Origin of the sequence: Bradyrhizobium sp. (assembly GCF_049586575.1) — a bacterium.
In the GTDB taxonomy this organism is placed as follows: domain Bacteria; phylum Pseudomonadota; class Alphaproteobacteria; order Rhizobiales; family Xanthobacteraceae; genus Bradyrhizobium.
Window position 1 is genome coordinate 1 of record NZ_JBAVCF010000081.1, and the last position, 7,903, is coordinate 7,903.

Annotated in this window: 6 protein-coding genes; 2 read left to right on the top strand and 4 right to left on the bottom strand. The window is 60.7% G+C overall.

Going from position 1 to position 7,903, the window contains the following annotated elements; all coding sequences use genetic code 11:
* A partial coding sequence (locus tag WB528_RS02510; protein WP_423886850.1) for a glutamine--tRNA ligase/YqeY domain fusion protein occupies window positions 1-1,597 on the bottom strand: 1,597 nt, incomplete at its 3' end.
* A gap of 300 nt (window positions 1,598-1,897) precedes the next feature.
* Between WB528_RS02510 and gltX the strand changes: the two genes are divergently transcribed.
* Both gltX and gltA read left to right on the top strand, forming a co-directional pair.
* Window positions 1,898-3,322 (top strand): glutamate--tRNA ligase, encoded by a 1,425-nt coding sequence (gene gltX, locus WB528_RS02515; protein WP_423886851.1) that lies wholly within the window; start codon window positions 1,898-1,900, stop codon window positions 3,320-3,322.
* A gap of 301 nt (window positions 3,323-3,623) precedes the next feature.
* The gene (gene gltA / locus WB528_RS02520; protein ID WP_423886852.1) at window positions 3,624-4,925 is read left to right on the top strand and encodes a citrate synthase; all 1,302 of its coding nucleotides are present in this window, start codon (window positions 3,624-3,626) and stop codon (window positions 4,923-4,925) included.
* Window positions 4,926-4,983: 58 nt separating this feature from the next.
* On the opposite strand, the gene lpxB is transcribed toward gltA, so the two are convergent.
* Genes lpxB through lpxA form a run of 3 tightly spaced genes read right to left on the bottom strand, consistent with a single transcriptional unit; the run spans window position 4,984 to window position 7,857 of the window.
* Window positions 4,984-6,174: a lipid-A-disaccharide synthase gene (gene lpxB / locus WB528_RS02525; RefSeq protein ID WP_423886853.1), complete on the bottom strand. Its 1,191-nt coding sequence runs from the start codon at window positions 6,172-6,174 to the stop codon at window positions 4,984-4,986.
* Window positions 6,174-7,031: an LpxI family protein gene (locus WB528_RS02530; protein ID WP_423886854.1), complete on the bottom strand. Its 858-nt coding sequence runs from the start codon at window positions 7,029-7,031 to the stop codon at window positions 6,174-6,176. The genes lpxB and WB528_RS02530 overlap by 1 nt, the downstream gene beginning before the upstream one ends.
* A gap of 19 nt (window positions 7,032-7,050) precedes the next feature.
* Complete coding sequence (lpxA, locus tag WB528_RS02535) at window positions 7,051-7,857, bottom strand: acyl-ACP--UDP-N-acetylglucosamine O-acyltransferase (RefSeq protein WP_423886855.1); 807 nt, start codon at window positions 7,855-7,857, stop codon at window positions 7,051-7,053.
* Window positions 7,858-7,903: the final 46 nt, after the last annotated feature.

Below are 7,903 nucleotides of genomic sequence, written 5' to 3' on the forward strand. Positions count from 1 at the left end.
TGTCCCGCACGAAATAGCCCTGCCGTTCGAACTGCACAACCTCGGCCGAGTTGGACTCGGCGACACCAGCCTCAACCCTCGCGTCCTTCAGGATTTCCAGCGACTGGGGATTGAGGTCGGCGGTGAAGTTGGCCGCATCGGGGTTCGGTTTGGCAAATAACGGATTATAGAGGCGGATTTCGGCAGCTCTCGACCGAGCCGCTGAGAGCCAGTGCATGGTGGCCTTGACCTTGCGGCCGTCGGGGGCGTTGCCGCCGCGGGTCGCAGGATCATAGGTGCAGCGCAGCTCGACCACTTCGCCTTCGGCATTCTTCACCACCTCACGACAGGTGATGAAATAGGCATAGCGTAGCCGCACTTCGTTTCCCGGCGACAACCGGAAAAACTTCTTCGGCGGGTTCTCCATGAAATCGTCGCGCTCGATATAGAGCTCCCGGCCAAACGCGACGCGGCGCGTGCCGGCGGAGGGATCGTCGGGATGGTTGACCGCTTCGATTTCCTCGAACTGTCCTTCCGGATAGTTCTCGATCACGACCTTGAGCGGCCGCAACACCGCCATCCGGCGCTGTGCGGTCTGGTTCAGAATTTCGCGGATGCAGAACTCGAGCATGCCGACATCGACGACGCTGTTGGCCTTGGCGACGCCGATGCGCTTGATGAATTCCCGGACCGCCGCCGGAGGCACCCCGCGCCGCCTTAGCCCCGCGATCGTGGGCATGCGCGGATCGTCCCAGCCGGCCACATGGCCGCCGCGCACGAGTTCGGTCAGAACCCGCTTGGAGAGCAGCGTATAGCTCAGGTTCAGGCGCGCGAATTCATACTGATGCGGCGTCGATGGCACCGGCAATTTGGACAGCAGCCACTCATAGAGCGGCCGATGGTCCTCGAACTCCAGGGTGCAGATCGAATGGGTGATGCCTTCGATCGCGTCGGACTGCCCATGAGCATAATCGTAGCTCGGGTAAATCGACCATTTGTCGCCGGTGCGCGGATGGTGGGCGTGCAGGATGCGATAGAGCACGGGATCGCGCATGTTGATATTGCCTGACGCCATATCGATTTTGGCGCGCAGAACGCGGGCGCCGTTCGGGAACTCGCCCGCCTTCATGCGACGAAACAGGTCGAGGTTTTCTTCCACCGTGCGGTCGCGAAACGGACTGTTCTTGCCAGGCTCGGTCAGCGTGCCGCGGGCCAACCTGATCTCCTCCTGCGACTGATCGTCGACATAGGCCAGACCAGCACGGATGAGACCTTCCGCCCACTCGTAGAGTTTTTCGAAATAGTCCGAGGCGAAAAAGAGGTTTTTTCCCCAGTCATATCCGAGCCACTTCACGTCGGCCTGAATCGAGTCGATGAATTCCTGCTCTTCCCTCGTCGGATTGGTGTCGTCGAACCGCAGGTTACAGTGCCCGCCAAACTCCTGCGCGATCCCGAAATTGAGGCCGATCGACTTGGCATGGCCGATATGCAGGTAGCCGTTCGGCTCGGGCGGAAACCGCGTCACGATCGCGCTATGCTTCTTGGCGTGGAGGTCGGCCTGGACGATGTCGCGGATGAAATCGCGGCCCGCCTCTGCTGTCGTCGGTTCTGCGGTCATGCTAACTTTCGTTTGCTGGAATCGAGTGTCTATCTGCCAAATCCGTCAGTGTGGTTGATTTGACATTCGCTTCAGTATCGCCGCGAGTTCCTATAGCGAATGTCAAATCCTGGACCACACTGCAAACTTATTATTTGCTGGTGCCCCTTTGTTTCTGACATTCGCAAATGAGCTCTCCGCGACAGGATACGAATGCCAGAAACGGGCCACCAGTCCCAAGGAAGGCTTTAATCATATGGGGTTCCTGCTATACACCCCCAACCTGCCACGACAGATTCCGCACCCTCCCTTTTGACGTCAATGACCGCACCCGTCGTCACGCGCTTTGCTCCCTCGCCGACCGGCTTTCTCCATATTGGAGGAGCCCGCACGGCCCTGTTCAATTGGCTTTATGCGCGCAAGCATGGCGGCAAGATGCTGCTACGAATCGAGGACACCGACCGCGAGCGATCGACGGACGCGGCGATTGCAGCCATTCTGGACGGCCTCAAGTGGCTCGAGCTCGATTGGGACGGCGACGTCATCTACCAGTTCAGCCGGGCGGCACGCCACCGGGAGGTGGCCGAAAGCCTGCTGGCGTCCGGCAAAGCCTACCGTTGTTACGCCACACCGGAAGAACTGACGGCGATGCGCGAAAAGGCCCGCGCCGAGGGCCGCACCCGCCTTTACGACGGCCTCTGGCGCGACCGCGAGGCTTCCGAAGGCCCGCCGGGCGTCAAGCCGACGATCCGCCTTCGCGCGCCCTCGACCGGCGAAACCGTGATCGAGGACCATGTGCAGGGGCGTGTCGTCTGGCAAAACGAAAACCTCGACGATCTCGTCCTGCTGCGCGGTGACGGAAATCCGACCTACATGCTCGCCGTGGTGGTCGACGACCACGACATGGGTGTCACCCACGTCATTCGCGGCGACGATCACCTGATCAACGCCGCTCGCCAGAAGCAGATCTACGACGCGCTCGGCTGGGACATTCCCAGCATGTCGCATATTCCTTTGATCCACGGGCCCGACGGCTCAAAACTGTCCAAGCGTCACGGCGCGCTCGGCGTCGACGCCTATCGGGCTATGGGATATTTGCCAGCCGCCTTGCGGAATTATCTCGTCCGGCTCGGATGGAGCCATGGCGATCAGGAGATTTTCTCCACCGAGGAAATGATCGCCGCCTTCGATCTCTCCGGAATCGGCAAATCGGCCGCGCGGTTCGATTTCGCCAAGCTTGAAAATCTCAACGGGCATTATATCCGCCACGCCGACGATCAATCCCTCGTGAAGATGTTCGAGCAGGCGCTCCCGTTCGTACCCAACGGAGCCGACGTCGCGGCCAAACTCGACGACACGACCCGCGGACAGTTGTTGCAGGCCATGCCGAGCCTGAAGGAACGCGCCAAGACGCTGATCGAGCTGATCGACAGCGCCTACTATATTTTCGCCGACCGGCCGCTCGAGATCGACGCCAAGGCAGCCACCGTGCTGACGCCGGAAAACCGCTTGCTGATCGGCCGGCTTCGCGTGGCGCTGTGGGCGGTCAAAGACTGGACCGCCGAAGAGACTGAAACCGCCATGCGCGCCTTTGCCGACCAGAACGGCCTCAAGTTCGGCGCCGTTGCCCAGCCGCTGCGCGCCGCGCTAACCGGGCGCACCACCTCTCCTGGTATATTCGACGTATTGGCCGTGCTCGGTCGCCAGGAAAGTCTGGCCCGGCTCGACGACCAGGGTCCGGACTGAAGCAGCTAGCGGAGTGGTTCGACATTCGCTGCCTATTTGGTCACAGGGCAGTCAAGCGAATGTAAAATCCAAAACTCCACGGGAAACCAATATTTGCCAGTAGTCGTTTGATTCTGAGATTCGCAAACGCGCATGCCGAGACGGGAAGCATGTCAGAACCGGACCACTGGGCGCCACCTTGCAGCGCACACAGCAATAAGCTACCCATTTATGCACTTCATTTCAGGTGCCCGCTCGGCTGCCGGCCGTCTCGGAAGGCGTCAGGCGCGGGCTTTCACAACGATCGCATCGGGGACTCACGATGGCCGCATCCCAAGGCAAGACCGCAACGTTAACGGTAGGCAACAAGACCTTCGAGCTTCCGATTTCGAGCGGCAGCATCGGCCCCGACGTCATCGACATCGGCAAGCTCTATGGACAGTCCGGGATGTTCACCTACGATCCCGGCTTTACGTCGACGGCAAGCTGCGAGTCGAAAATCACCTATATCGACGGCGACGCGGGTGTCCTGGAATACCGCGGCTATCCGATCGAACAGCTCGCCGAACACGGCGACTTTCTGGAAACCTGCTATCTGCTGCTGTACGGCGAGCTTCCCACCAAGGAGCAGAAACACGACTTCGACCAGCGCGTGATCCATCACACCATGGTTCACGAACAGATGGCCCGCTTCTTTCAGGGCTTCCGCCGCGACGCCCATCCGATGGCGGTGATGGTGGCGTCCGTCGGCGCGCTCGCTGCATTCTATCACGACTCGACAGACATCAACGATCCGAAGCAGCGCATGATCGCCTCGATGCGCATGATCGCCAAGATTCCAACGCTCGCTGCAATGGCATTCAAGTACAACCTTGGCCAACCCTTCATTTATCCGAAAAACTCGCTGAAATTCGCCGAGAACTTCCTTCGCATGTGCTTTGCAGTGCCTTGCGAGGAATACCAGATCAACCCGGTGCTTGCCGACGCCCTCGACAAGATCTTCATCCTGCATGCCGATCACGAGCAGAACGCCTCGACGTCGACGGTACGCATCGCAGGTTCTTCCGGCGCCAATCCTTTCGCTTGTATCGCTGCCGGCATCGCCTGTCTGTGGGGACCTGCACACGGCGGCGCTAACGAGGCGGCGCTGGCGATGCTGGCAGGCATCGGTACCGTCGACAAGATTCCTGAATTCATCAGGAGGGTGAAGGACAAGAACAGCGAAGTCCGCCTGATGGGTTTTGGCCATCGCGTCTACAAGAACTACGATCCGCGCGCCAAGATCATGCAGAAGATGTGTCACGCGGTGTTGAAGGAGACCGGCCACGGCGACGACCCGATGCTCAAGGTCGCGCTGGAACTGGAAAAGATCGCGCTCAGTGACGAGTATTTCATCCAGCGCAAGCTCTATCCGAACGTCGATTTCTATTCGGGCATCACGCTGAAGGCGATGGGTTTTCCGACGTCGATGTTCACCGTTCTGTTCGCGGTCGCCCGCACCGTCGGCTGGATCAGTCAATGGAGCGAGATGATTCAGGATCCGCAGCAGAAGATCGGCCGCCCGCGACAGCTTTACACCGGGGCGACGCGACGCGACTACGTCGACATCGGCAAGCGGAAATAGCCTAGAGCTCAAAGCCTGATATCCAATTCCTGACTATCCGGCTTCGAACCGGCGTGTCCTAGCCAATCCCTCGGGACTTTCGGAGCATCGCCAGAACGATGTCCGCCGCGCGGACGCTCGGCGGCTGATTGCCAGTCGACATGATGCCGTCAATTCGCGCAAAAGCCTCGATCTGTCGCTGGCGCATCGGTGAATCGGACAACACCTCGCGCAGAGCGCCGGCGAGATTGTCGGCCGTGCAGTTCTCCTGAAGGAATTCGGGCACCACGTTCTCGCCGATGACGAGGTTTGCCAGGATCACCGTCGTGACGTTGATCGTCCGCCTGACGATCCAGGCTTCCAGCGCCCCCGTGCGATAGGCCGTCACCATGGGCACCTTTGCAAGCGCCAACTCCAGCGTCACGGTGCCCGATTTGGCCAGCGCCGCAGCGGCAATCCGGAACGCCGTGCGCTTCTCCTGTTCTCCGATCACGATCCGTGGGGCCACCTGCCATGCCCGGACGCCTTCGCTGACCTCGTCCAGCAAATGCGGCATGGTCGGCAGAACCAGCTCAAACGCCTTGCCGTCCGCCTGAAGCCTGTCCAGCGCCTCGCCAAAGACCGCCATATGGTGCCGGATCTCGCTACGGCGGCTTCCCGGTAGAACCAGCAGCACCGGCGGCAGCGCGCTGCGGCGCGCCTGCTCTTCAATGCCGGGCCTCAGCGAAGCGAGCTGTTCGGTCAGGGGATGGCCGACATAGCTGCACGGCGGACCGCGCAGGCGGCGATATTCCTCCGGCTCGAACGGAAGTAACGCCAGCACATGATCGACGTAGGAGCGCATTGCCCGTGCCCTGCCCGGCCGCCAGGCCCACACCGACGGCGAGACGTAGTCCACGATCGGAATCGCCGAATTACGAGCCCGCACGCGCCGTGCGACCCGATGGGTAAAGTCGGGGCTGTCGATGATGACGAGCATGTCGGGCTCGGCCCGCACCACCGCCGCAGCGGTCTGTCGGATCAAACGCAATACCTTGGGAAGCTGCTTGATCACGGCCGAAAAGCCGATGATCGACAGCTCCTCGATCGGAAACAGAGACTTCAGTCCCTCTCTCGCCATCGTCAGGCCGCCGACGCCCTCGAATTTGACGGCATCGCCCAGACGCTGGCGAAGCACCTTCATCAGATGGGCGCCCAGCCGGTCGCCGGACTCTTCCGTTGCGATCAGAAAAATCTTGCGCGCGACATTTCCGTTTGCGGTGGCCGGCATCAGGAGGGCAGACCCGTCACGAAGAGTCCCGCAGCGTCCGCAGCCTCGATCATGGCCTGCGGGTCGGCGACGACCGTGTTGCCGGCAACGACCGCCACGCCCGAAAGCCCCGCTCTGGCGGTCCCTTCAACGGTTCGCGATCCGATCGTCGGCAGATCGAAACGCAAATCCTGTTTGCTCTTGGGAGCTTTGACCAATACGCCACGGCCCTTCGGAGCGCGAATACGACTAGCAGCACGCAAGGTCGCGATACGCGCCAGCAATTCGTCGGTGCCTTCGATGCCCTCGACGCCGACCACATGGCCGTCGATCACAACAACGGCTTGACCGACATCAAAAGGACCAAGAGCCCGAAGCACCTCCTGGCCTCTGGCGATATCAGCCACGGCATCCGGGTCAGGTACGTTTCGCGTGGCACATCCCTCGGGCATCAGCAGATCCGGCGCGACATCTTTCAAACCCAGGAGATGGAATCCCTCATGTTCAAAAATACGGCCAACACCTGACAATAGATGGTCGTCACCGCCGCGAAAGGCTGCCCATATCCGCCCCAAGGCGCGAAGCGTTCCCCAATCGAGGCGAATTTCCGCCAGACCCGGCCGCACCAGTGTCCCGATGAAGACGAGGTTCTTGCAGTTTTCCGCGCGAAATAACCTCGTCGCCCGCCCTATTTGGCCAACCGTAATCCAGTGATGACGAAAGCGCTCCGCTGCCACTGGATCGCAGACGCCCTTGAGCGCAAACAGAACTGGATCCAATCCGTGCGCCTTCAGGGAATCGGCGACGGCAAACGGCATCGCGCCGCCCCCCGCAATGACGCCAACCGGCGACGAAACTTCCAAAGCCGCGGCAGTCATGGGTCTACCGACTACTCCGTTATCCCTGAATAGCGTCCCGGCCGGCCGGCAGGCACAGGGGACGATGCTTGCCGGCGTCGATGAATTGCAGGATTTCCGCGATCGCCTGATCTTCACTGGCCATCGGCTGTACCGCAGCCAGTCTTTCAGAGAAGACCCCCGGTCCTTCAAACAGCTTTTGATAAAACGATCGAATCCTGGTGAGCCGCTCGCGGGTGAATTTGCGGCGTTTCATGCCGATGATGTTGAGCCCTTCAAGCGCTGCATATTGTCCGTTGACCAGCCCGAACGGAATGACATCGCCGCGAACACCGCAGACGCCTCCCACCATGACCTGGGGTCCGATCCTCGTGAACTGGTGGACCGCGGACAAACCACCGATGAAGACGAAGTCGCCAATCTCACAGTGGCCGCCCAGTGTGGCTGATGTAGCGAAGATAACGTCGTCGCCGACGTGGCAGTCATGTCCCACGTGGCTGCAATTCATGAAGTAACCGCGATCGCCCACGCGGGTGATGCCGCCACCGCCAACGGTGCCGATATTCATCGTTACCGACTCGCGAATTGTACAGCTCTCTCCGATCTGGAGTTTGGTCGGCTCGCCACGATAGCCCAGCGATTGCGGCGCGCTCCCCAACGAAGCAAACGGATAGATCGTACAGCCGGCGCCGATCGCCGTTTGCCCCATCACGTGGACATGTGCGATCAGTTTGCAATTCGCGCCGACGACGACGTCACGGCCGATCACGCAGTAAGGCCCTATCGTCGAGCCTTCGCCGATCACGGCGCCGTCTTCAACCCGCGCGGTTGGGTCGATCGTGGTCATCGAGAGGCCCATCTGTCTTGCAGCGATTTGGAGTAATTGTCGGCTT